Annotated in this window: 18 protein-coding genes and 1 pseudogene; 4 read left to right on the top strand and 15 right to left on the bottom strand. The window is 62.7% G+C overall.

Annotated elements, in window-relative coordinates:
* Positions 1–5 precede the first annotated feature (5 nt).
* Positions 6–1,205, bottom strand: a complete 1,200-nt coding sequence (locus NKK52_RS29150; protein WP_023681950.1) for an aspartate aminotransferase family protein — start codon at positions 1,203–1,205, stop codon at positions 6–8.
* Between the two features lie 358 nt (positions 1,206–1,563).
* Between NKK52_RS29150 and NKK52_RS29145 the strand changes: the two genes are divergently transcribed.
* The gene (locus NKK52_RS29145; RefSeq protein ID WP_023669627.1) at positions 1,564–2,082 is read left to right on the top strand and encodes a GcrA family cell cycle regulator; all 519 of its coding nucleotides are present in this window, start codon (positions 1,564–1,566) and stop codon (positions 2,080–2,082) included.
* A gap of 125 nt (positions 2,083–2,207) precedes the next feature.
* On the opposite strand, the gene NKK52_RS29140 is transcribed toward NKK52_RS29145, so the two are convergent.
* From NKK52_RS29140 to NKK52_RS29130, 3 genes are all read right to left on the bottom strand, one after another.
* Positions 2,208–3,215 carry a magnesium and cobalt transport protein CorA gene (locus NKK52_RS29140; protein ID WP_023669626.1) on the bottom strand — a complete coding sequence of 336 codons (1,008 nt, stop codon included), beginning with the start codon at positions 3,213–3,215 and terminating at the stop codon, positions 2,208–2,210.
* 95 nt (positions 3,216–3,310) lie between these two features.
* A complete protein-coding gene (gene phoU / locus NKK52_RS29135) occupies positions 3,311–4,033 on the bottom strand; it encodes a phosphate signaling complex protein PhoU (RefSeq protein WP_023681951.1) in 723 nt (240 codons plus the stop codon).
* 115 nt (positions 4,034–4,148) lie between these two features.
* Entirely contained in the window at positions 4,149–5,414 is a 1,266-nt protein-coding gene (locus tag NKK52_RS29130; RefSeq protein WP_023681952.1) for an ATP-binding protein, read from the bottom strand.
* A 102-nt stretch (positions 5,415–5,516) separates the two neighbouring features.
* Here NKK52_RS29130 and ppk2 point away from each other — a divergent pair, with 102 nt between their 5' ends.
* Positions 5,517–6,422, top strand: a complete 906-nt coding sequence (gene ppk2, locus NKK52_RS29125; protein WP_023681953.1) for a polyphosphate kinase 2 — start codon at positions 5,517–5,519, stop codon at positions 6,420–6,422.
* A gap of 201 nt (positions 6,423–6,623) precedes the next feature.
* On the opposite strand, the gene NKK52_RS29120 is transcribed toward ppk2, so the two are convergent.
* Both NKK52_RS29120 and NKK52_RS29115 read right to left on the bottom strand, forming a co-directional pair.
* The gene (locus NKK52_RS29120) at positions 6,624–7,262 is read right to left on the bottom strand and encodes an acyl-homoserine-lactone synthase (protein WP_023681954.1); all 639 of its coding nucleotides are present in this window, start codon (positions 7,260–7,262) and stop codon (positions 6,624–6,626) included.
* A gap of 275 nt (positions 7,263–7,537) precedes the next feature.
* On the bottom strand, positions 7,538–8,269 hold the full coding sequence (locus NKK52_RS29115) for a helix-turn-helix transcriptional regulator (RefSeq protein ID WP_023669621.1): 732 nt from the start codon (positions 8,267–8,269) through the stop codon (positions 7,538–7,540).
* A 296-nt stretch (positions 8,270–8,565) separates the two neighbouring features.
* Here NKK52_RS29115 and NKK52_RS29110 point away from each other — a divergent pair, with 296 nt between their 5' ends.
* The gene (locus tag NKK52_RS29110) at positions 8,566–9,381 is read left to right on the top strand and encodes an ABC transporter substrate-binding protein (RefSeq protein ID WP_050586840.1); all 816 of its coding nucleotides are present in this window, start codon (positions 8,566–8,568) and stop codon (positions 9,379–9,381) included.
* Positions 9,382–9,440: 59 nt separating this feature from the next.
* Here NKK52_RS29110 and NKK52_RS29105 read toward each other — a convergent pair whose 3' ends face one another.
* The gene (locus NKK52_RS29105; RefSeq protein WP_023681956.1) at positions 9,441–9,854 is read right to left on the bottom strand and encodes a tellurite resistance TerB family protein; all 414 of its coding nucleotides are present in this window, start codon (positions 9,852–9,854) and stop codon (positions 9,441–9,443) included.
* 156 nt (positions 9,855–10,010) lie between these two features.
* On the opposite strand from NKK52_RS29105, the gene NKK52_RS29100 reads away from it, so the two are divergent.
* Complete coding sequence (locus NKK52_RS29100; protein WP_023681957.1) at positions 10,011–11,660, top strand: lysine--tRNA ligase; 1,650 nt, start codon at positions 10,011–10,013, stop codon at positions 11,658–11,660.
* Here the strand turns inward: NKK52_RS29100 and NKK52_RS29095 are convergent.
* From NKK52_RS29095 to NKK52_RS29065, 8 genes and pseudogenes are all read right to left on the bottom strand, one after another.
* On the bottom strand, positions 11,623–12,495 hold the full coding sequence (locus NKK52_RS29095) for a thermonuclease family protein (RefSeq protein WP_023681958.1): 873 nt from the start codon (positions 12,493–12,495) through the stop codon (positions 11,623–11,625). The two genes, NKK52_RS29100 and NKK52_RS29095, sit on opposite strands and share 38 nt — an antisense overlap.
* 8 nt (positions 12,496–12,503) lie before the next feature.
* Complete coding sequence (locus tag NKK52_RS29090; RefSeq protein ID WP_023681959.1) at positions 12,504–13,154, bottom strand: S24 family peptidase; 651 nt, start codon at positions 13,152–13,154, stop codon at positions 12,504–12,506.
* Positions 13,155–13,458: 304 nt separating this feature from the next.
* Positions 13,459–13,619, bottom strand: a pseudogene (locus tag NKK52_RS32275) (thioesterase family protein); the annotation flags it as partial.
* A gap of 11 nt (positions 13,620–13,630) precedes the next feature.
* The gene (locus NKK52_RS29085) at positions 13,631–15,850 is read right to left on the bottom strand and encodes a 3-hydroxyacyl-CoA dehydrogenase NAD-binding domain-containing protein (RefSeq protein ID WP_023681960.1); all 2,220 of its coding nucleotides are present in this window, start codon (positions 15,848–15,850) and stop codon (positions 13,631–13,633) included.
* A 23-nt stretch (positions 15,851–15,873) separates the two neighbouring features.
* Entirely contained in the window at positions 15,874–17,082 is a 1,209-nt protein-coding gene (locus NKK52_RS29080; protein WP_023669613.1) for an acetyl-CoA C-acetyltransferase, read from the bottom strand.
* 31 nt (positions 17,083–17,113) lie between these two features.
* Entirely contained in the window at positions 17,114–18,283 is a 1,170-nt protein-coding gene (locus tag NKK52_RS29075) for an acyl-CoA dehydrogenase family protein (protein ID WP_023681961.1), read from the bottom strand.
* A gap of 232 nt (positions 18,284–18,515) precedes the next feature.
* Positions 18,516–20,324 (bottom strand): acyl-CoA dehydrogenase, encoded by a 1,809-nt coding sequence (locus NKK52_RS29070; RefSeq protein ID WP_023681963.1) that lies wholly within the window; start codon positions 20,322–20,324, stop codon positions 18,516–18,518.
* 274 nt (positions 20,325–20,598) lie between these two features.
* Entirely contained in the window at positions 20,599–21,057 is a 459-nt protein-coding gene (locus NKK52_RS29065; RefSeq protein ID WP_023681964.1) for a MerR family transcriptional regulator, read from the bottom strand.
* Positions 21,058–21,160 lie beyond the last annotated feature (103 nt).

Raw genomic sequence — 21,160 nt, 5'->3', positions numbered from 1 at the left:
CGGGATTACTTCGCGGCGGCCGCGGCGATGGCGTCGGTCAGGCCCTTGGCGCCGGCGCGGATGCGATCGAGCGCTTCGCCGATCTCGGCGTCGGTGACGGTCAGCGGCGGCAGCAGACGAATGACGTTGTCGCCTGCCGGCACCGCCAGCAGATGCTGGTCGCGCAGCGCCATGTTGACCTTGGTGTTGGGCATGGCGCATTTCAGGCCAAGCATCAGGCCGCTGCCCCTGATGCCTTCGATGACATCGGGAAATTCGTCGGCGACCGCCGCCAGGCCCTGCTTCATCAGCAATGCCTTGCGCTGGACGTCTTCGAGGAAGCCGTCTTCCAGCACGACGTCGAGCACAGCGTTGCCGACCGCCATGGCCAGCGGATTGCCGCCGAAAGTGGTGCCATGCACGCCTGCCGTCATGCCGACGACAGCGTCGTCGGTGGCGAGGCACGCGCCCATCGGGAAGCCGCCGCCAATGCCCTTGGCAATCGCCATGATGTCGGGCGTCACGCCGGTCCATTCATGCGCGAACAGCTTTCCGGTGCGACCGATACCGCACTGGACCTCATCGAAGATCAGCAGCAGGCCATGCTGGTCGCAGAGCTGCCGCAGCCGCTTCAAGGATTGCGTCGGCACCGGGCGGATGCCGCCCTCGCCCTGTACCGGTTCGATCAGGATCGCGGCGGTCTCTGGTGTGATCGCCTTCTCGGCGGCGTCGATGTCGTCGAAGCCGACCTGGTCGAAGCCTTCGACCTTGGGGCCGAAGCCTTCGAGATATTTGTACTGGCCGCCGGCGGCGATGGTCGCCAGCGTGCGGCCGTGGAAGGCGCCTTCGAAGGTAATGACCCGGAAGCGCTCGGGATGGCCCTTGACGAACTGGTAGCGCCGCGCCGTCTTGATCGCGCATTCGAGCGCCTCGGCGCCGGAATTGGTGAAGAACACCTTGTCGGCGAAGGTGGCGTCAGCCAGCCGCTCGCCGAGCCGGGCCTGCCCCGGGATCTCGTAGAGATTGGAGACGTGCCAGAGCTTGGCCGCCTGTTCGGTCAGCGCCGAGACCAGATGCGGATGGCTGTGGCCCAACGAATTGACCGCGATGCCGCCAGCGAAATCGAGATATCGCTCGCCCTTGTCGGTAACCAGCCAGGTGCCTTCGCCATGGTCGAAGGCCAAAGGGGCGCGGGCAAAGGTCTCGTAAAGCGCCGAACCGCTCATTATATGCGTCTCCGGTACCGGAAAAATCAAAAAAGCCGCCAAAGCGGCGGCCTTTGCGGCTTATCGTGTTTTTCGGCCATGAAGTCAACGAAAACGTCGCGCAGAGGCGCGCGGCAAGCTCCCGACGAGACGCCGGCTCATAAGCGACCGGGCAAGTTGGGGAAAACCTAAAAAACCGATTCGTGTTGCACCTGGGACTCTTGTCACCGAGTCAACACATGAGGTAATTGTAGTCCGGAAATAACTAGATTTCGTGCGGCGGACCTAATCACCTAATATATGTGGTGTCTGCCCCGGCAAAGATTGCCGGGTCGGGAATGGATTCCGGCTGCCGCACACTTAGCAGGAGCGCGGTCTCATGAACTGGACTGACGAGCGGGTCGAACTTCTCAGGAAACTGTGGTCGGAGGGCTTGAGCGCAAGCCAGATCGCCGCACAACTCGGCGGGGTCAGCCGCAACGCGGTCATCGGCAAGGTGCACCGGCTGAAGCTGTCGGGCCGCGGACGCTCGACCGCGACGCCGGCGCGTCAGAAGAAGACAACGCAGGGATCTTCGATCCAGAAATCGGTGCCTCGCGCCGCAACCACGCAGCGCCATGTCACGACGTCGATCGGGGCGAACGCGCTGCAGGCGCAGTTCGACGCCGAGCCAGTGGCGCGCCACTACATCCGCCCGGTCGAAAACGTCGTCGTGCCGATCTCGCGGCATCTGCAGCTCACCGATCTCACCGAGCGCACCTGCAAATGGCCGAATGGCGACCCGCTGTCGGAAGACTTCAACTTCTGCGGCAACGAGGCGGCCGAAACCGGACCTTACTGCAAGTACCACGCAAGGGTGGCGTTCCAGCCGGCTTCAGAGCGGCGCAGAAGCCGGTAGTTAGGAATAGGGATTGGGGACTGGGCAGTAGGGAATGGGGTAGCGCTCGTGAGGCGCTACCTTATTCTGCCTACTGCCTACTGCCTACTGCCTACTGCCTACTGCCTACTGCCTACTGCCTACCATCACAGCCACCCACTCTTCCGAAATCGCCAATACAAAAACGAGCAGATCAGCGCGATCGAGACCAATACGACGGGATAGCCGTATTGCATCTTCAGCTCCGGCATGTCGTCGAAATTCATGCCGTAAATGCCGGCGAGCGCCGTCGGCACCGCCAGGATCGCGGCCCATGAGGCCAGCTTCTTGGTGTTCGCGGTTTCCTGGCTCTGGCCGACCAGCAGGCTGGCTTCGAAAGCGAAGGCCAGAACCTCGCGCAGGCTGTCGATCTTTTCCTGCACGGTGCGGATATGATCGGTGACATCGCGAAACAGCGGATGCATGGCGGTATGGATCTGCGGCAGGTCGGCGCTGGTCAGCCGGCGGCAGACCTCGACCAGCGGCAGCGCCGCATTGCGCAGGCGCAACAGATCGCGGCGCAGCATATAGAGCCGCTCGATGTCGGGACCGGTCATCGGCTTCAGCAGCACCCTGTCCTCGATCGCCTCGACCTCGTCCTCGATCTGCTCTAGCACCGGCATGTAGTTGTCGACGATGAAGTCGAGGATGGCGTAGAGGACGAAATCCTCGCCCTTGGCCAGTGAGTGCGGACAGCTTTCCCAGTGCTGGCGCACGGCGGCGTATGAGGTCGAGGGACCATGCCTGACGCTGACGATATAGCCCGAGCCGACGAACAGATGCGTCTCGCCGAAGGTGACGCGTCCGTCGATCAGCTGTGCAGTGCGGGCAACGATGAACAGCGCATCGCCATATTGCTCGATCTTCGGCCGCTGGTGCGGATGTTCGGCGTCTTCAATCGCCAGCTCATGCAAATGGAATTGCGCCTTGACGCGCAGCAGAAGCTCGCGGTCGGGTTCGAGCAGCCCGATCCAGACGACATGGCCCGACTTCTTGGCCCATTCACCGGCTTCCTCGATCGGAATGTCGGCGATGCGCTTGCCGGCGGTGTAGACGCTCGACGCGATGATGCCGGACGATGCCGGCGCCGGCTTGAACTCTCGGACATATTCCATCGCAGCCTCCTGAGCGCCTGGCCTTGGCCAGGAACCGAGACGCTAACATCGGGGTAGTTTAGCGCAATATGATTAAGCGTTCGAGGGGTGCGCGATCACTTCACCGGCAGCGCCGGAAGGGCAATCTTGTCGGTCTTGTCGCCCTTTGGACGCTCGGCCGGCAACTGCTCGCCGGTGACGATGTAGTAGATCGTCTCGGCAATGTTGGTGGCGTGGTCGCCGATGCGCTCGATGTTCTTGGCGCAAAACAGCAGATGCGTGCACGGCGTGATGTTGCGCGGATCTTCCATCATGTAGGTCAAAAGCTCGCGAAACAGCGAGGTGTACATGGCGTCGATCTGGTCGTCGCGGTCGCGAACGAAGCCTATTTTCTCGACCGAGCGCGAGGCATAGACGTCGAGCACTTCCTTGAGCTGGGTCAAAGCGAGTTCGGCAAGCGCCTCGAGGCCGCGAAACAGGCTGGTCGGCTGGCGGCCGTCAATGACGCTGACCACACGCTTGGCGACGTTCTTGGCGAGGTCACCGACCCGTTCGAGGTCGGCCGAAATGCGGATGGCGCCGACGATCTCGCGCAGATCCGTCGCCATGGGCTGGCGCTTGGCGATGATGACGATGGCTTTGTCGTCGATTTCGCGCTGGCCATCGTCAAGCACGATGTCGTCACGAATGACCTTCTGGGCGAGGCCGGGATCGGCATTGACCAGCGCCTGGATCGCCTGCTCGACCATGCGCTCGGCATGGCCGCCCATCGCAGCGATGCGCTTCGCCAGGTATTTCAGCTCTTCGTCATAGGCGCTGACAATGTGTACGGACTGCATGGGCGAAATGCCTTCCTTAAATCTTTGGCCTTTTGAGTCGTTTCCTCGACCCCTGTTCTGATACGCTAGCCGGATGACAGAAAGAAGAAACAGGCAGTTAGCAGATAGTACCGCCTCAGCCTGCCGGCAAATGGACCGTGAACGCCGCGCCCTTGCCAACCTCCGACTTGATCGAAAGCCGGGCGTTGTGGCGCGTCAGAATATGCTTGACGATGGACAGGCCAAGACCGGTGCCTTTCTGCGTGCGGCTGCTCTCCACGTCGACGCGATAGAAGCGCTCGGTAATGCGCGGTATGTGCTCTTCCGGGATGCCCGGGCCGTAGTCCCTGATGGTTACATCGATGCCCGGTTCCGGGCCGGCCTCGCCCCGCGCGATCGACACCGTGACGCGTCCGCCAGGCTGGCCGTATTTGCAGGCGTTTTCCAAGAGATTCTCGAACACCTGGAACAGCTCGTCGCGGTCTCCGGGCACGTCGAGCGGCCCCTCGGCGTAGTCGCGTTCGATGACGACGCCGTTCTCGCTGGCGAGCGGGCCTAGTGAATCGATGACGCTGTCGATGGTCTGGCGCAGATCGACCTCGGTTCCCGGCCTCAGGTAAGGCTTCATTTCAAGCCTCGACAGCGACAGGAGATCGTCGATGAGGCGCGCCATGCGGCCGGTCTGGTTCTGCATGATCTGCAGGAACTGCTCGCGCGCCGCCGGATCGTTGCGGGCCGGGCCGCGCAACGTCTCGATGAAGCCCGAGATTGAAGCAAGCGGGGTGCGCAACTCGTGGCTGGCATTGGCTATGAAGTCAGCGCGCATGCGGTCGATGCGGCGCGTCTCGCTCTGGTCCTTGAATACCAGCACATAGAGATCGGTGGCGTGGCCGACCGAGGACGCGCTGACCCGGTAGGCCCGTTCCACCGGCAGCTTCTCGGTGTAGTCGACGGCATCGGAGGCGACGGTTCCCGACAGCACGCCGTCCAGCAAGGCCTGCATTTCCGGCGCGCGGAATTTTAGCGACAGCGACAGGCCAGGCGCGATACCGACAAAGGCGGCAAAGGCGGCGGCATTGGCGTGGACGATGGTGGCGGTGCGGTCGAAGATGATCAGCGGATCGGCAACGGCAGCCGCAAGATATTCGCCGGAAAGCCGCTGCAGCCCGCTCGCCTCGACCGTGGTAATGGTCTCAGCAGACCGGCTGGCGCCACCGGTTGGCAGAAGCGCGGCGGCCAGCAGCACCGTCAACGCAGCCAGGACGACATAGGCGGAGATACCGGCAAACCCATAAACGGCCATGATGGCGATCGCACCGGCGGCAAGCAGCCGTCGGCTGTTCCACAGCCGGCCGGCGACGGCCTGCCCCGTGGTTGTCCGCTCTGCGCCGGTGTCAGCCATTCGTGCTTTCCGTGCTTCTGCGCCGGTCTCGCCGAAACTTCCGCTGGACCGGGTTTGAGGCCCCCCATAGCATGAGTCCGCAAGATGGAAAGGTTCGTCTCGATGAAAAAAGCCAAGGAAAGTCCCGCCGCAGAGCCGGCAAAGGGGCCGCTGAAGATCAAGGTGGACGGCAAGGAGCGGGAGTTCGACATCGAAAACCCTGAGCTTCCCGGCTGGATCGAGGACCACAAACTGACGGCAGGCGACTACCCCTACGACAAGAAAATGAAGACCGAGGAGTATGACGAGACGCTGGAGCGGCTGCAGATCGAACTGGTCAAGGCGCAGGCTTGGCTGCAGGCGACCGGCAGCAGACTGATGTCGCTGTTCGAGGGGCGCGATGCCGCCGGCAAGGGCGGCACCATCTCGGTGCTGCGCCAGTATCTCAATCCTCGAACCGCGCGCAACGTGGCGCTGACCAAGCCGACCCCGACCGAAGTCGGGCAATGGTACTACCAGCGCTACGTCGCCCATTTCCCGACATCGGGCGAATTCGTCACCTTCGACCGTTCCTGGTACAACCGCGGCGGCGTCGAGCCGGTGATGGGCTTCTGCACACCGGAACAGCATGCAAAATTCCTCGACGAGACGCCGCATTTCGAGCGGATGATCTCCAATGAGGGCATCTATTTCTTCAAATTCTGGCTCAACATCGGCCGCGAGACCCAGCTCGAACGGTTTCACGACCGCCGCTGGTCGCCGCTGAAGAACTGGAAGTTCTCGCCGATCGATATTGCCGGCATCACCAAATGGGACGACTACACCAAGGCGCGCGACCAGATGGTCGAGCGCACGCACAAACAGTTCGCGCCCTGGATCATCGTGCGGGCCAATGACAAGCGACGCTCGCGGCTGGCCGTCATGCGGCGCATCCTGTTGTCACTGCCCTATGATGGGCGCGATCTCGACGCCATCGGCAAGGAAGACAAAAAGATCGTCGGCGAAGGGCCGTCGTTTCTCGAGAAGTAGAGACTGGCCTCGATAGGCAGAGGCTGAAATTACAGAGCCCACCCCCACACGGAGGTGGGCTCTGTGGCCATTGTCTAAAGCGCATCGCATTTGAACGGATTCACGCGACGCGCTTTAGGTCTTTGTTTCATGCATGTCGTTCTCTCAAAACCGGGGCCACTTTGAGCGACATGCATTAAAGCGCGTCGGGTGAAGACAGTCTCACGACGCCTGCCGCATGCCGAGCATGTGGGGGGTGCCCCTGGCCAACACCGGGGCGTGATGGTTGCGGCGCGAACGCACGACATCCAGCGTATGCTCGTTGAAGGTCAGCAGTGTGGCGACGACCTGCTGGTTGCCATAGGTGCGCTGGTAACCGAGCGGCGTCGCCAGGAAGTGCAACTGCAGCGTCCGCAGCACCCACACCGGCTCGACCTCGATAATGACCTGATCGACATTGCGAGCAAGGCCCCATTCGACGAAGCCGGCGATCAGTTCGGTGCCGACCGTAGACACGCCGCGCTTACCATCGCGAAAGCCTGGCGCCACCGCGTAACGGGTTAGCTCCCAGACATTCGGTCCCGAAGGGCGCTTTCCCTCGCAGAGTTCCGGCATCACATCGCTAAGGAGATGCGGCCGTGTGGTCGGCAGCATCCGATGATAGCCTGCAAGCTCGCCATTGCGTATGACAAGGTGGTGTTCGGCCTCATCATGGTCGAATTGATCGATTTCGAGGCCGTCCGGGCGATCGAGATCGGTCCACCGCATCTCATCGACGAAGACCTTGTAACGCAGGCGATGGACGGCCTCCCATAGGTCGGGACGTTCCATCAGTTGTTGAGTGGTAAGGGAAAATAGCATTAGCCGTCTCCTGGGCTTAAGAGGAAGATACGGCCGGGCTTTCCCGAAAAAATTGCGCGAAGGTGTTGGCAAGGATTTCCAGGCTGCCACAGCCGACATGGCTAATATAGCTGCGCCTAAACGCCTCCGCGATGGCGTGCACCCTGTTGGCGGCGCCGAGTCTGCTTTTGGCGTTAAGAAAGCATTAGCCGTCTCAAGAGGACGACAGGGGCCGGTCTTTTCTGAAGATATGACGCCAACAATGCGGCCATAAATTTCGGGCCGCCAGAACCGGCCTAGCTGATATAGCCGTGCCTGACTGCTTCGGCGACTGCCTGCACACGGTTGGCGGCGCCTAGTTTGCTCTTGGCGTTGAGAAGGTGTTTCTCAGAGGTATGCTCCGAGATGCCGAGGATCTGCGAAATCTCCCACTCGGATTTTCCGACCGCCGCCCATTGCAGGCATTCGCGCTCGCGCGGCGTCAATTCAATGTGATCGATAGATTTGCCGGCCGTCGTTTGAAGCTGCATGGCGCGGCCGATGGCATAGGTGGAGGCCAGCGAGACCATTGCGAATTCGGCTTCGGACAGTTCGACCGCCTCACCGCCCAGCGAGACCAGCGCGATCTGGCCTTCGAGCGTGATCAGCGGGAAGGCGAGGCCGTCACGCAGCTTGAACTGGCGGGCGTCGCGCATTACCTCGGCGCTGCTCTTGTCGGCGGGCATGCTTTGAACGGCATCGCGCCATTGGAATGGCGCCCGAAACTGCTTCAAATGGCTGACGACCGGATCGTGGTCGACGTAGTTGCGCGATAAGTAACGCTCCAGCCATTCGCTAGGCCAATCGCAGAGCAGCACATGGTCCTTCGTCTGGCTGCTTGGTGTACCGGGCTGCGGCACCGTTGCGGCTATCAGGGCCGTCAATCCGAAATTCGAGGTGACACTAAGTAGCTGCTCGCACACCGCAGCCGACGTGTCGGCACGCTGCACCCGGTCAATATATTCAAGTGTCCGGTCAAAATAACCCATCGCAACATCTACCCCATGTTGCCTACCGCTCTTGAGACCGATGCTACGTGCCTGCCCCGCACTTAGCCATCAACCCCGGATTGCAAAGCCACATCCTTAGCTTTTCTAACGCCAGCGACCGCCAACCCCGGGCCGACTCTGTGCGGCTATTTGCAACCTCGCCAAAGCATAACCCGAAATTTGCCCTTTGAAATCAAAAACAATTGTGCCTGCGCCGTTTTCGTATCACAAGCCAACGGCCAAGACGGGCGGAGTTTTTTGTGACATCACGCTGGATAACCATCGCCTTGCTGTCGATGCTGATCGGAGTGCAGCCGTTTGCCGGCGCTGTGCGGGCAGCGGAACCGCAGGTGCCGGTGCTTTGGGATGCCAAGGAGCGGCTGCCGAAGCCGGACCTTGCGGCGCTGCCGAGGCTCAGGTTCCTCACCACAACCGATTTCCCGCCCTTCAATTTTCTCGACGGCACGGGCCGACTGTCCGGCTTCCACATCGACCTGGCGCGGGCGATTTGCGCCGAACTCGACATCGCCGACAAATGCCAGATCCAGGCGCTGCCCTGGGCCGAACTCGACGACGCGTTGCAGAAGGGCGAAGGCGAGGCGATCATCGCCGGCATCGCCGCAACGCCGGAGACGCGGGCGAAGTACAGCTTTTCGCGCTCCTATCTACAGTTTCCGGCGCGCTTCATCATGCCGAAGACCAAGGCCTTCGCCGAGCCGATCCTCGACAAATTGCGCTCGAAGCGGGTCGGCGTGCTGGCCGGCTCGGCGCATGAAAAGATGCTGCGCGATTATTTCGGCACCGTGCAGATCATCCGCTTTCAACGGCCGGAAGACCTCTACAGCGACTTGAAGAGCGCCAAGATCGATGCCGCCTTCGGCGACGGCATGCGCTTTTCCTTCTGGCTGGGCGGCACGGACGCCGCCGGTTGCTGCCGCTTCGCCGGTGGACCCTACCTGGCGCCGGAATATCTGGGGTCCGGCATGACCATTGCCACCCGGGCCAGCGACCCAGCGCTGGCCGCAGCCATGGACTACGCGCTGCAGGAGATATCGGTGAAAGGCACCTTCGCCGAATTCTACCTGCGCTATTTCCCGGTCAGTTTCTTCTGATCCGGTTCCCGGTCAGCTTTTTCTGATCCGGTCCCGGTCAGCTTCCTTTAGGGGCTGGATCAGGTCAGCGTGCGCAGGCGGGCCTTCGCCCCGCGCGCGATGGCTGCGGCGGTCAGCGTGTCGAGATCGAGCTCACGCCGGATCAACTGCAGCACCCGCAATTCCTCCATGCGCATTTCGAGATCGACGGCGGCAACCTTGAAGGCCGCGGCATAGGCGGTGTCGTGCAGCCGTTCGGGCAAAATCTCGGCGACACGCTCGAGCACGCCTTCCAACCCATCCTTTTCATGCAGCATCTTCTGGCAGTCCTGCGCAATGGCGATCAGCCTGTCCTGCTTGAAATCCTCGAACACCGGCCAGCTGCGGACGACGTCGCCGATGCGCGCCAGTTCGATATCGGTCATGTCGCGATCGGAAGCCGAGGTGATGACCATCAGGTAGATCAGGGCTTCATGGGTGGACGGCAACGGCATTCAAAACTCCTTGATAGTGAGGGTCGAAGGTAGGGACGCCACGGCGCCGTCGCAACGAAAACGCCTGATATCGTTGACGCTCCGCCCTGTCGCGCCTAGAGACCCGGTTGAAAAATCTTACCAGCCGCGAAAGCCGGCCATGACTGGAACTTTGACATGACGGGATCAAACATCGCCGATCTCAACCCCGAAATGCTTGCGGCAGCCGCCGAAAGCAAGGCCTGGCCGTTCGAGGAAGCCAAAAAGATCATCGAGCGCTACAAGGGCGGCGACTTCCCGGAGATCGTCCTGTTCGAGACCGGCTACGGCCCGTCGGGCCTGCCGCATATCGGCACGTTCGGCGAGGTCGCGCGCACCTCGATGGTGCGCCATGCCTTTCACGTGCTGACCGGGAACAAGGTCAAGACCAAGCTGCTCTGCTTCTCCGACGATATGGACGGCATGCGCAAAATCCCCGACAATGTGCCGGATCGCGCAGCGCTCGAGCCCTATCTGCATATGCCGCTGTCGGCGGTGCCCAATCCGTTCGGCGGCGACTATGCGAGCTTTGCCGACCACAACAACGCGATGCTGTGCCGCTTCCTCGACACGTTCGGCTTCGACTACGAATTCGCCAGCGCCACGCAGTACTACAAGGCCGGCCGCTTCGATGCGATGCTGGTGTGCGCCGCCGAGCGCTACGAGCAGATCATGGCGGTGATGCTGCCGACGCTGGGGCCGGAGCGGCAGGCAACCTACAGCCCGTTCCTGCCGATCTCGCCGAAGAGCGGGCGCGTGCTCTACGTGCCGATGAAGCATGTCGACGCCAAGGCCGGCACCATCACCTTCGACGATGAGGGCACCGAGACCACACTTTCGGTGACCGGCGGGAAGGTCAAGCTGCAGTGGAAGCCGGATTTCGGCATGCGCTGGGCAGCGCTCGACGTCGATTTCGAAATGTTCGGCAAGGACCACCAGACGAACGCGGTGATCTACGACCGCATCTGCAACATTCTCGGCGGGCGCGCGCCCGAGCATTTCGTCTACGAACTGTTCCTGGACGAGAACGGCCAGAAGATCTCGAAGTCGAAGGGCAACGGGCTGACCATCGACGAATGGCTGCGCTACGCGCCGACCGAAAGCCTCGGCCTCTATATGTATCAGCGGCCAAGGCAGGCGAAAAAGCTCTATTTCGACGTCATCCCACGCGCCGTCGACGAGTACTACACCTTCCTCAACGCCTATCCGCGCCAGGACTGGAAGGAGCGGCTGGGCAATCCGGTCTGGCACATGCATGACGGCAAGCCGCCTTCCATCGACATGCCGGTGCCGTTCTCGCTGCTGCTCAACCTGGTCAGCGCCTCCAACGCGCAAAACAAGGATGTGCTGTGGGGCTTCATCTCGCGCCATGCATCTGGCGTGACGCCAGCGACGCATCCCGAACTCGACCAGCTGGTCGGTTTCGCCATCCGCTACTTCGACGATTTCGTGAAGCCGACGAAGACCTTCCGGCCGGCCGACGATGTCGAACGCGTGGCGCTGGAAGCGCTTGGCAACGCGCTTGCTGGCCTGCCGGCCGGCGCCGACGGCGAAGCGATCCAGAACGCTTCGCTCAACGTGGCGCGCAAGATCGAACGCTATCAGGACCATTCGAAGAAGAGCCCGGACGGCGGCCCTGGTGTCTCGGGCGCTTTCTTCCAGATGATCTACCAGGTGCTGATCGGCCAGGAACGCGGACCGCGCTTCGGTTCGTTCGCAGCCCTCTACGGCATCGCCGAAACCCGCGCGCTCATTGAGCGGGCGCTGGCTGGTCAGCTGGCGGCGTAATTTCCGTCCCGGCCGGCGGCGTGTCTATCGCCGGGGCATCGAGGATCGGTTGCGACGCCGTCGGTGCCACAACAGGCGTTGGCGCCGGTGGCAGGCCGCCAAGATCGGGCGCGGCGCCGAAGACGCCCTTCTTGGCGGCGCGCGCCTTGTCGCCCGCTTCGACATAGGGGCCGGCTGCCGTGGCGCGCGCCCAGCCGTTTTCGACCAGCCACTGGCCGACATCCAGCTTGCCGATGCGGCATTCGGCGGCGATCAGCGCACGGTCGGCCTCCGGCGGCACCTTGCAGGCAACGGCCCGGCCGCGCAGGAAAGACCGGAACGCGGTGCGCGCCCTGATACCGCAAGCCCAGGACTTGCCGCCCTCGGTGCAGGTCTCGTCTTGCCTGACGATGTCGATGCCGGAGACCGTCACGGAATAACCATTGGCTTCGATCAGGCCGGCGGCGGCCGCGACCGGCTGGAACAGTTTTGTTCCTCCCCAGTCGTCGACCGCTCTGCGCCCACGCGGCTTGGGCGGCCCGGCCAGCGCCAGGTCGCTCAGCGGCGCGCGTGGCTCAACCCGTTCAAGTTCTTCTACCGGCAGCGGCGGCGGAGCGATGGCCTCGGGATCGATCGCCCTCGAATGCACCTGAGGCGAGTGCATCGGAGGCTTGACGGGCCGGACCTCGGGGATCGCCGACGTCGCCGGCTCCTCGGGCACGGCCTCGGTGTCCGGGTCGATCTGGTCGACGGTGATGGCGGTGCTTTCGCGATGCAGCGCGCGACCGCCGGCGACGACAATGGCGACCATCACCGGGATCGCCAGGAGGGCTATGAGGATTTGAAGCAGACGCACCGCGAGACCTACTGGCTTGCCCAGACGATCCGCGCCACCCATTCGACATCGCGCATCGCGATGTCGCGGTCCGGGTGGTCGGGGTTGAGCGAAATCAGCACGATCGATTTCGTCGTCTGGCGGTCGAGCACCTTGGCCATGACTTCGCCGGCATTGGTCTTGACGACGACGCGGTCGCCCTTGCGGGTAGCGGCGCCCGGCTCGACGATCAGCACATCGCCATTGCGGTACAGCGGCAGCATGGAATCGCCCTGCACCTTCAACGCATAAGAGGTTTCGGTCGCCCGTGCCGGAAGCTCGACAAGGTCCCAGCCCTGGCCTGAGGGATAGCCGGCATCATCGAAGAAGCCGCCGGCGCCGGCCTGGGCAAAGCCGAGCAGCGGCACCGCCGAACGCTGCGCGGCTACCGAGCCCGAAGCGGCCTTGGCACGGCCTTCGACCAGCCCGGTGAATTCGTCGAGCGAGGCGCCGGTCGCCTCGATGATCTTCGCCAGCGATTCGGTCGACGGCCAGCGCGGCCGTCCATCCGAGGACAGCCGCTTCGATTTGTTGAAAGCGGTGGAGTCCAGACCGGCTCGCCGGGCCAGGCCGGAGGCCGACAACGAATAGCGCTCAGCGAGAGCGTCGATGGCTGCCCAAACTCGGTCATGCGAGAGCAATTCGCTCTCCTCAAAACAGGAAAAAATACCTTTTCCTTCTAACGCGCGGTCATCCGATTGTCCACCGGCGCGCGGCCCGATCCCCTAAAAAGCGGTGTGCGGCGAAGTCGTCATGGATGCCTCAAACTGCCTTGGCAAGGCTGCGCAATCCCTGGTCGGAGCTCATGAAACCCCGCTCGGCCTAGGTCGGCGGTCGCGGTTGAACGGAGCGGGCAAGCGTACTGTTGGACGCGCCAAGGACGCTGTAGCATTTTGATTTGGCGCATGACCCCGAAAATCGATTCCGATTTTCGGGGTCATGCGCGAGGTCGGCGAGCATCATGTAGCGGGCGTTGTTGAGATGGAGGTTGAAGTCGATCTCGGTCGGCAGGCAGCGAAAAGCCAGTCGGCTTTCGCTACCGACCGCATAAGGCCACGGCGCCTTGCCGTGGCCATCATGCGCGCAAGGCGCCCCCAGACGTACATGGGGCGCTAGCTCAAGCGGCCTTCTTCACCTCGCCTTTCGCATAGGGATCGAAGCGCTGGTAGAAGGTCTCGCCCTTCTCGGCCAGGTCGAGCAGCAGCTTTGGCGCCTTGAACTCGGCGCCGTATTTCTTCTGCAGGCCTTTGGCTATTCTGACGAACTCCCTGGCGCCGATGCCGTCAATATAGGACAGCGCGCCGCCGGTGAATGGCGCGAAACCAAAGGCGAGGATCGACCCGAGATCGGCCTCGCGCGGATCGGTGACGATGCCTTCCTCCATCACCCGGGCCGCTTCCAGCGCAATGGTGACCAGCAGGCGCTGCTGCAGTTCCTCATAATCGACCTTCTCGGCCTCCAGCTGCGGATAGAGATCCTTCAGGCCCGGCCACAGCTTCTTCCTGGCGGGCTTGGCGGGATAGTCGTAAAAACCCTTGCCGTTTTTGCGGCCGAAGCGGCCATGGGTGTCGACCAGCGTGTTGATCAACGCCATCTGCCTGGGGTCGACGGCCTTGTCGCCGAGGTCCCTGATGGTCTGCTTCATGATCTTCTGGGCAAGGTCGATCGCCGTCTCGTCGGTCAGGGCCAGGGGGCCGACCGGCATGCCGGCGGCCTTGGCGGCGTTCTCGATCATCGGCGCCGGAACGCCTTCGATCAGCATCTTGTAGGCTTCCGACATGTAGCGCAGCACGCAGCGGTTGACGTAGAAGCCGCGCGTGTCGTTGACGACGATCGGCGTCTTCTTGATGGCGCGCACGAAATCGATCGCGGTGGCCAGCGCCTTGTCGCCGGTCTTCTTGCCCAAAATGATCTCGACCAGCATCATCTTGTCGACCGGCGAGAAGAAGTGGATGCCGACGAAATTCTTCGGCCGCGCCGAATTCTTGGCCAGTGCGGTGATCGGGATGGTCGAGGTGTTGGAGGCGAAGATCGCCGACGATTTCAGCACGGCTTCGGCCTGCTCGGTGGCAGCCTTCTTGACGGCCGAATCCTCGAACACCGCCTCGACCACCAGATCGCAGCCGGCGAGATCGGCATAGTCGGCCGACGGCGTGATCAGCGACAGAAGTCTGTCCTTCTCCTCGGGCTTGACGCGGCCCTTCTTGACCTGATCGGAGATCAGGCTGTCGGAATGCGTCTTGCCCTTTTCGGCCGACGCCATGTCGCGGTCGAGCAGGACGACCGGGATGCCAGCCTTGGCGGTGACAAAGGCGATGCCGGCGCCCATGAAGCCGGCGCCGAGAATACCGATCTTCTTGAACTTGGTCTCCGGCACGCCGGCCGGGCGGCGGGCGCCCTTGTTGAGCTCCTGCAGCGAGACGAACAGCGAGCGGATCATCGCTGCTGCTTCCTTCGACTGCATGATTTCGGTGAAATAGCGCTGTTCGATCCGCAGACCGGTGTCGAACGGCACCAGCAGGCCTTCATAGACGCATTTCAGGATCGCCGCGGCGGCCGGATAATTGCCGTAGGTCTCGCGGCGCAGGATGGCGATGGCCGGCGGCCACAGATTGAAGCCGGCCGGCGTATAGATTTGGCCGCCAGGCAGCTTGAAGCCCTTCTCGTCCCAGGGCTGGACGGCTTTCAGGCCGTTCCTGATCATCGCCTTGGCGGTCTCGATCAGCTTGCCGGGTTCGGCGATCTCGTGGATCAGCCCCATCGCCTTGGCTTTCTGCGGCGACAGCGTCTGGCCGGTGGTCAGCATCTGCAACGCCTGCTGCTGGTCGGTCAGGCGCGGCACGCGTTGGGTGCCACCGGCGCCGGGGAAGATGCCGACCTTGACTTCCGGCAAGGCCATCTTGACCTTTTCGGAGTCAGCGGCAACGCGGCCATGACAGGCCAGCGACAGCTCGAACGCGCCACCCATGCAGGTGCCGTTGATCGCCGAGACCCAAGGCTTGCCCGACGTTTCGAGCTTGCGCCACAAGCCACCCATGCGGCCGGCATTGTCGAACAAAAGCTGTGCCGCCTTCTCCGGGTCCTTGGTCTTCTCCTTGGCAAATACGGCCAGCATCTTCTGCAGCATGGTCAGGTCGGCGCCGCCGGAGAAGCTGTCCTTTCCCGAGGTGATCACCGCGCCCTTGATGGCGGCGTCGGCCACCACATGGTCGATGATCTTCTCGAGCTCGTTCATCACCTCTTCGGTGAAGACGTTCATCGAGCGGTCCGGCATGTTCCAGGTGACCAGCGCGATGCCGTCTGCGTCGGTGTCGACCGTGAAGTTTGTATAAGTCATGTCTCTCTCCTTCCGGCCGAAAATCAGACGCGTTCGATAATCGTTGCGGTGCCCATGCCGGCGCCGATGCAGAGCGTCACCAGAGCGGTGTTCAAATCGCGGCGCTCGAGCTCGTCCAGCACCGTGCCCAGGATCATCGCGCCGGTGGCGCCGAGCGGATGGCCCATGGCGATGGCGCCGCCATTGACGTTGATCTTGTCGTGCGGGATTTCGAATGCCTGCATGTAGCGCAGCACCACTGAGGCGAAGGCCTCGTTGAGCTCGAACAGGTCGATATCCGACAGCTTCATCTTGGCGCGCTTCAGAAGCTTCTCGGTGACGTCGACCGGACCGGTAAGCATCAGCACCGGCTCGGAGCCGATGTTGGCAAAGGCGCGGATGCGGGCGCGTGGCTTCAGGCCCATCGTCTTGCCGGCCTTCTTCGAGCCGAGCAGTACGGCGGCCGCACCATCGACGATGCCGGACGAGTTGCCGGCATGGTGGACGTGGTTGACCTCTTCGACTTCCGGATGCTTCTGCACGGCGACCGCGTCGAAGCCGCCCATTTCGCCAGGCATGACGAAGGACGGGTTGAGCGAGGCCAGCGACTGCATGTCGGTCGACGGCCGCATATGCTCGTCATGATCGAGGATGGTGAGGCCGTTCTGGTCCTTGATCGGTATGACGGAGTTCTTGAAACGGCCATCGGCCCAGGCCTTGCCCGCACGCTTCTGGCTCTCGACCGCATAGGCATCGACGTCGTCGCGCGAAAAACCGTATTTGGTGGCGATCAGGTCGGCCGAAATGCCTTGCGGCACGAACCAGCCGGGCAGGCCGACGGACGGGTCCATGAACCACGCGCCGCCCGAGGCGCCCATGCCGACGCGCGACATCGATTCCACGCCGCCTGCAATGACGATCTCGTCGGCGCCTTGAGCGATCTTGGCGGCGCCGAAATTGATGGCGTCGAGGCCTGAGGCGCAGAAGCGCGAGATCTGCATGCCCGGCGCCTTGTTATCGTAGCCGGCCTCGAAGGCGGCGGCACGCGGAATGACGGAGCCGGCTTCGCCGACCGGATCGACGCAGCCGAAGATGATGTCGTCGACGTTTGCAGTGTCGAGGCCGTTGCGGTCGCGCAACGCTTCAAGCGTCCTGGCCGCAAGCCGCACCGCCGGCACCTCGTGCAGCGAGCCATCCTTCTTGCCCTTGCCGCGCGGTGTGCGCACGGCGTCATAGACATAAGCTTCAGCCATTTGCTTGCTCCTTGCTTTGCCGACGTCGCTCTCAGAGAGAGCGGCCGATCAGCAATTTCATGATCTCGTTGGTGCCGCCGTAGATGCGCTGGACGCGGGCGTCGCGGAACATGCGGGCGATCGGATATTCATTCATGTAGCCATAGCCGCCATGCAATTGAAGGCATTCGTCGACGACTTTTCCCTGCAGGTCCGAGAGCCAGTATTTCGCCATCGACGCCGTCACCGGATCCAGCCCGCCATTGATGTGGCGGGTGACGCAATCATTGTAGAAGACGCGGCCGATGGTGGCCTCGGTCTTCAGTTCGGCGAGCTTGAACTGGGTGTTCTGGAACTCGATGATCGCTTTGCCGAAGGCCTTGCGGTCCTTGACGTAGTCGATGGTCAGAGCAAGCGCGCGCTCGATCATGGCGATCGCGCCGGTGCCGATCTGCAGGCGCTCCTGCGGCAATTGCTGCATCAGCTGGATGAAGCCCTGTCCCTCTTCGTGGCCAAGCAGGTTCGAGGTCGGCACGCGCAGATCATTGAAGAACAGCTCCGACGTGTCGTTGGCCTTCAGGCCGATCTTGTCGAGGTTGCGGCCGCGTTCGAAGCCTTCGGCCTCGTCGGCCTCGACGACGATCAGCGAGGTGCCCTTGGCGCCTTTGGCCGGATCGGTCTTGGTGACGACGATGATGAAATTGGCCAGTTGGCCATTGGTGATGAAGGTTTTCGAGCCGTTGATCTTGTACTGGTTGCCGTCCTTCTCGGCGCGCGTCTTGACGCCTTGCAGGTCGGAGCCGGCGCCCGGCTCGGTCATGGCGATGGCGCCGATCAGTTCGCCGGTTGCCAGCTTCGGCAGCCATTTCTTCTTCTGCTCCTCGGAGCCGTAATGAAGGATGTAAGGGGCAACGATCGCATTGTGCAGGCCGATGCCGAAACCGTCGACGCCGACATGGCCGATCGCCTCGATGATGGCGCTCTCATGCGCGAAGGTGCCGCCGGAGCCGCCATATTCCTCCGGCATCGAGGCGCAGAGCAGGCCGGCGGAACCTGCCTTGCGCCAGCTCTCGCGGTCGACCATCTCGTTCTTCTCGAACTCGTCGTAGCGCGGCGCGATCTCTTCCGACATGAAGCGATGCGCCATGTCGTAGAGCATGCCGACTTCGTCCGCCGCCCAGGCGGGCTTCGGCAAGGAGAGCACTTCGGCTGGATTTGTCATGCCGTTTCTCCCGCGCCAACGTCCCCCTCCCCCTCGAGGGGAGGGTGGCCGCGAAGCGGTCGGGTGGGGTCGCCGATGACGTGCTCGACCTTATCTTCGGAATTGACGCGGGTTTGGGGCATTGCGATCATCTCCTACCAAAGCGCCAACCAGCCGGCGCACTGCACGCAAGGACCCCTCCCGGCCCTTCGGGCCACCCTCCCCTCAAGGGGGAGGGGGACGCCAGCCATTTCTAGAACGCTTCCGCAGGCAGCGCCATTAGCGTGTCCGCACCACTGGAAATGCGGGCGAGATGTGCCGATGTCTCGGGCATGATCCGCTCCATGAAGAAGCGCGCCGTCACCACCTTGTTGTCGTAGAAAGCCCCATTTTCGTGGACAGATTGGGAGCCATTGGCGCCGGTCTTGCCGAGCGCGGCCTTGGCCATCTGCGCCCACATGTAGCCGAGCGCCACAAGGCCAAAGAGATGCATGTAGTCGGTGGATGCGGCGCCGGCATTGTCGGGCTTGGCCATGCCGTTCTGCACCAGCCACATCGTCGCCGCCTGCAGATCGTTGAGGCCCTTCTTCAACGCCTTGGTGAACGGCGCCAGCTTCTCGTCGGCACGGTTCTCCTCGCAGAACTCGCCGACGTCCTTGAAGAAAGCCTGCACTGCGCGGCCGCCATTCAGGCCAAGCTTGCGGCCGACAAGGTCGAGCGCCTGGATGCCGTTGGCGCCTTCATAGATCATGGCGATGCGGGCATCGCGCACGAATTGGCTCATGCCGTGTTCTTCGATATAGCCGTGGCCGCCGAACACCTGCTGCGCCATGACGGCATGGTCGAAGCCCTTGTCGGTGAGCACGCCCTTGATCACCGGCGTCAGCAGGCCTGTATAGTCGTCGGCCGCCTGGCGATCCTTGTCGTCGGCGGAGCGGTGGGCGATGTCGGACTTGATCGCCGTCCACAGCGCCAGCGCGCGGCCGGCCTCGTTGAAGGCCTTCATGGTCATCAGCGAGCGGCGGATGTCGGGATGGACGATGATCGGATCGGCTTGTCTGTCCGGCGCCTTGGCGCCCGACAGCGAGCGGCCCTGCAGCCGGTCCTTGGCGTAGGAGACCGCGTTCTGGTAGGCGATCTCGGACAGCGACAGGCCCTGCAGGCCGACGCCGAGGCGGGCTTCGTTCATCATCGTGAACATCGCCTTCAGGCCGCCATTGGCCTCACCGAGCAGCGTGCCTTCGGCCTCGTCATAATTCATGACGCAAGTCGAATTGCCGTGGATGCCCATCTTCTCCTCGATCGACCCGCAGGAGAGCGTGTTCTTCTCGCCCGGATTGCCCGAGGCATCGAGCTTCAGCTTTGGCACGATGAACAGCGAGATCCCCTTCACGCCTGCCGGCGCACCTTCGATGCGGGCCAACACGAGATGGACGATGTTTTCCGACATGTCGTGCTCGCCGGCCGAGATGAAGATCTTCTGGCCTGAGATCTTGTAGGTGCCGTTGCCGTTCGGCACCGCCTTGGTGCGCAGCAGACCGAGATCGGTACCGCAATGCGGCTCGGTCAGGTTCATGGTACCGGTCCAGGACCCCTCGACCAGCTTCGGCAGCCATGTCGCCTTCTGCTCGTCGGTGCCGTGTGTGATGATCGCAGCGATAGCGCCTTGCGTCAGGCCGGGATACATCATCAGCGCCATGTTGGCCGAAACCATGTATTCGGCAACCGCGGTGTGCACGGCATAGGGCAGCCCCTGGCCGCCGAACTCGACGGGCGCCGCCAGTCCCATCCAGCCGCCTTCGCGATACTGGTCGTAGGCTTCCTTGAAGCCCTTCGGCGTCGTCACCGAGCCGTCCTCATGGCGCACGCAGCCTTCCATGTCACCGACGCGGTTCAGAGGATGCATAACGTTTTCGGCGAGCTTGGCGCCTTCGGCGAGGATCGCCTCGACAACGTCGGGCGTCGCGTCGGCAAATCCGGGAAGGTTGGAGTAGCGCTGATAACCCAGCACCTCGTTGAGCACGAACAGCGTGTCCTGGACCGGCGCCCTGTAGATCGGCATGTGTTTCCTCCACCATGCGGGTCTTGGCCGCGAGATCGAGCCCCGAAACATGAGGTTGGGGCGGCATGCGGGCCAATGTTGAAAGCGGGATAGCAAAAATTGACGTTTGCGTAAACGTCAATTTTGTCGCCGGGACAAAATTTACCTATGCCAGCCTATCGGCACGAGCGGTGCATGGCTTTGTGCAAAGCGAGGGGGGTCAAACAAAAAGAGCCGCGCGGGCGGCCGCGCGGCTCTTAAGTTCAAAGCTTTCGCCGGGAGCTGCGGAGCAAAATCAGCTGGCGGCGCTGGCCGGGGCCGAACGCTCGGACAGCATCTGGCGCACGGCCGACATCGAGCCGCTCAGCTCGTTGATGGCGTCGTCGATCAGCGCGCGCTGCTTCTGCAGGCGGGCTAGCTGCTTCTCCGACTTGTCGAGAGCCAGCCGCAATTGCTTGGTGTTGGATCCCGTGGGATCGTAGAGATCCATCATCTGCTTGACGTCGCGCAGCGAGAACCCGACCTTGCGGCCGAGCAGGATCAGCTTCAGCCGCGCCTTGTCGCGGCGCGTGTAGAGGCGCGTTGCCCCATCGCGTTTCGGATTGAGCAGGCCCTTGTCTTCATAGAAACGCAGCGTGCGCAGCGTCACGCCGTATTTCTTGGCCATCTCGCCGATGCGCACGAACTCCTCACTGGCTTCGGCAGACATATTGTTGGTGTTGGCCGCGGCTTCGCCGGGCGAAACAAGTTTCATAGTCACTGGCTTTCCCCTGTCGTGGCATCGCGGTCTCGGACCTTGCAACGCCTGAGTGGAAGCGGGGGCATGCTTCCAGTCGTGGTTTCAACTAATTCATCGC

Origin of the sequence: Mesorhizobium sp. C277A, from assembly GCF_040324395.1 — a bacterium.
Taxonomy (GTDB): domain Bacteria; phylum Pseudomonadota; class Alphaproteobacteria; order Rhizobiales; family Rhizobiaceae; genus Mesorhizobium.
Note: the sequence above shows the minus strand (reverse complement) of the source record. Positions and strands in the feature narration are given on the sequence as shown.

Coding starts and splice junctions, on each gene's coding strand:
- NKK52_RS29140 (WP_023669626.1), bottom strand. CDS start 3,215: ATGGAATATGTCCGAGAGTTCAAGCCGGCGCCGGCATCGTCCGGCATC.
- NKK52_RS29145 (WP_023669627.1), top strand. CDS start 1,564: ATGAACTGGACTGACGAGCGGGTCGAACTTCTCAGGAAACTGTGGTCG.
- NKK52_RS29130 (WP_023681952.1), bottom strand. CDS start 5,414: ATGGCTGACACCGGCGCAGAGCGGACAACCACGGGGCAGGCCGTCGCC.
- NKK52_RS29070 (WP_023681963.1), bottom strand. CDS start 20,324: ATGCCGATCTACAGGGCGCCGGTCCAGGACACGCTGTTCGTGCTCAAC.
- NKK52_RS29105 (WP_023681956.1), bottom strand. CDS start 9,854: ATGCCGTTGCCGTCCACCCATGAAGCCCTGATCTACCTGATGGTCATC.
- NKK52_RS29100 (WP_023681957.1), top strand. CDS start 10,011: ATGACGGGATCAAACATCGCCGATCTCAACCCCGAAATGCTTGCGGCA.
- NKK52_RS29065 (WP_023681964.1), bottom strand. CDS start 21,057: ATGAAACTTGTTTCGCCCGGCGAAGCCGCGGCCAACACCAACAATATG.
- NKK52_RS29085 (WP_023681960.1), bottom strand. CDS start 15,850: ATGACTTATACAAACTTCACGGTCGACACCGACGCAGACGGCATCGCG.
- NKK52_RS29110 (WP_050586840.1), top strand. CDS start 8,566: ATGCTGATCGGAGTGCAGCCGTTTGCCGGCGCTGTGCGGGCAGCGGAA.
- NKK52_RS29075 (WP_023681961.1), bottom strand. CDS start 18,283: ATGACAAATCCAGCCGAAGTGCTCTCCTTGCCGAAGCCCGCCTGGGCG.
- phoU (WP_023681951.1), bottom strand. CDS start 4,033: ATGCAGTCCGTACACATTGTCAGCGCCTATGACGAAGAGCTGAAATAC.
- ppk2 (WP_023681953.1), top strand. CDS start 5,517: ATGAAAAAAGCCAAGGAAAGTCCCGCCGCAGAGCCGGCAAAGGGGCCG.
- NKK52_RS29115 (WP_023669621.1), bottom strand. CDS start 8,269: ATGGGTTATTTTGACCGGACACTTGAATATATTGACCGGGTGCAGCGT.
- NKK52_RS29120 (WP_023681954.1), bottom strand. CDS start 7,262: ATGCTATTTTCCCTTACCACTCAACAACTGATGGAACGTCCCGACCTA.
- NKK52_RS29080 (WP_023669613.1), bottom strand. CDS start 17,082: ATGGCTGAAGCTTATGTCTATGACGCCGTGCGCACACCGCGCGGCAAG.
- NKK52_RS29150 (WP_023681950.1), bottom strand. CDS start 1,205: ATGAGCGGTTCGGCGCTTTACGAGACCTTTGCCCGCGCCCCTTTGGCC.